This window comes from uncultured Campylobacter sp., from assembly GCF_938031315.1.
GTDB lineage: Bacteria > Campylobacterota > Campylobacteria > Campylobacterales > Campylobacteraceae > Campylobacter_B.
The window spans coordinates 1-1856 of record NZ_CALHHT010000319.1; the positions used below are offsets into that span (position 1 = coordinate 1).

General features: G+C 49.1%; 2 protein-coding genes. One reads left to right on the forward strand and one right to left on the reverse strand.

Annotation, left to right across the window (positions count from 1 at the left end; all coding sequences use genetic code 11):
• Positions 1–94 precede the first annotated feature (94 nt).
• Positions 95–1360, reverse strand: coding sequence for a pseudouridine synthase (locus tag Q0236_RS07840; protein WP_297916676.1), 1266 nt, complete (start codon positions 1358–1360; stop codon positions 95–97).
• A 97-nt stretch (positions 1361–1457) separates the two neighbouring features.
• Here Q0236_RS07840 and Q0236_RS07845 point away from each other — a divergent pair.
• Positions 1458–1856, forward strand: a 399-nt coding sequence (locus Q0236_RS07845) for a lyase family protein (protein ID WP_297916673.1), incomplete at its 3' end; no start/stop codon positions are given.

Here is a 1856-nt window from a genome sequence, read left to right on the forward strand (position 1 = left end):
CGCTGCGCCATAAAATTTTTCAAAAACTCGCAAGTAAAAATAAAGCTCTCGTCATAAAAATAGTCCCCCAGGTCATTTAAAATTTTGTCGAGCCCTATCTAAATTTTACCGATTTTGCGAAATTATAAAACTCGCTCGCAGCGTCAAATTCGCTCTTTATCTCATATCGTTTGCCACCTAGCTCAAAACAAATTTCATCCGCATGCAGTAGCAATCTCGGAGCGCCGGTCGTTAAAATTCGCTCGATTTCACTCATCTCTTTATCTAAAATTTTCTCCACTTGCGGCCGCGAGAGGCCATAGAGCGGTTCGCCCAAAATACTATGTTCCACGTGGAACAAATGCAGGCGAATTTGATGCTGTCTGCCCGTGAGCGGATAGCACTCGGTCAGGCTTGCGTCAATATCAGCGAAGTATTTCAGCGGACGGATCAGCGTGACCGCTTCCTTGCCGTCCGCAGCGATCTTCATACGGATTTTGATATCCGCAAACTCACCGCTAGGCGCGATCGGAGCATCTATCATAAAACCTTCGAAGCCCTCTAAAAATTTCAACTTTTCGCTAAATTTAGCGTACTTCCCGGGCTCAAATTCTTTCAAATTTATGCCCAAAGTATTGGGAACAAATTTAGCCGCTTGTGAAGCGCAAGTTTTATATTCACCGCCCGTATCGTCCATCGTAGCAGCCTGTCTAAATTTATCACCCGCGCCGCTAGCTAAAACGTCAGATCCAAATCTACCGTGCACGCTCGTTGCCGAAACATGTGCGCCATCTAAGCTCAATACGCCGTCTAGGCTCGCAGCACCCTCGGCAAATTTAGATCCGCAAATTTCATCCAAGCCGGACGCGGCGCGATCTTCCCGCGCGCCATCGCGCGCCATGCCTTGCAAACGCCCGCGCGATCCGCGTCGCAGATCCCCGCGCACGAGCGCTATGTATCTTTTCATCACGGATCGCTGTTCAAAGCAGTCCTTTAGCTTTCGCGCCGCGTTTTTATCTTTCGCGACGATCAAAACGCCGCTGGTTTCGAGATCGAGCCTGTGCGCGACGCACGCATCCTGCCCGTATAGCGACCAGATCTCGTCGTACATATTGTAAGGGGAGTTTCTGCCGCTGGGGTGGCTTAGGATGCCGCTTGGCTTATCAAACGCCACGAACTCGTCGCACTCAAAAATCGGCTTCAGCCCGCGCGGCTCGCATTTGTAATCGATCATAAAAATTTCGCCCTGCGCGACCGAGTTTTTGTGTAAATTCAGATCGTTTGCATCGACGATCCTGCGCTTGTCGCAAATACGTTGCGCGCTTCTCATATCGTATCCGAGACCGAGTAAAATTTCATAAATTTTACGCCCTTCAAACACGCCCAAACTTCGCTTTTCATAGCCCATATTAAAATTTCAGCCCCGCTTTTATATAATCTTGCCATCATTATACAAAAATTCGAGCAAAGGTTGCAAAATGGTAGAGAGATATTCGCGCAAGCAGATGGCGCAGAAGTGGGATATGAAGGCAAAATACGGTGCGTGGCTGGAGGTCGAAAAGGCCGCGGTCAAAGCGTGGAATAAGCTAGGCTTCATCAGCGATGCGGACTGTGAGAAAATTTGCAAAAATGCTAAATTTGACGTAGCACGCATCGACGAGATCGAAAAGACGACTAAGCACGACGTAATCGCATTTCTAACGAGCGTGAGCGAGAGCCTGGGCGAGGAGAGCCGCTTCGTACACTACGGCATGACTAGCTCGGATTGCATCGATACCGCCGTCGCGCTTCAGATCAAAAGCAGCATGGGGCTTATTATCGAGGACGTAAAAGGCCTCATGAGCGCGATCAAAACCAGAGCGCAGGAGCACAAAAAC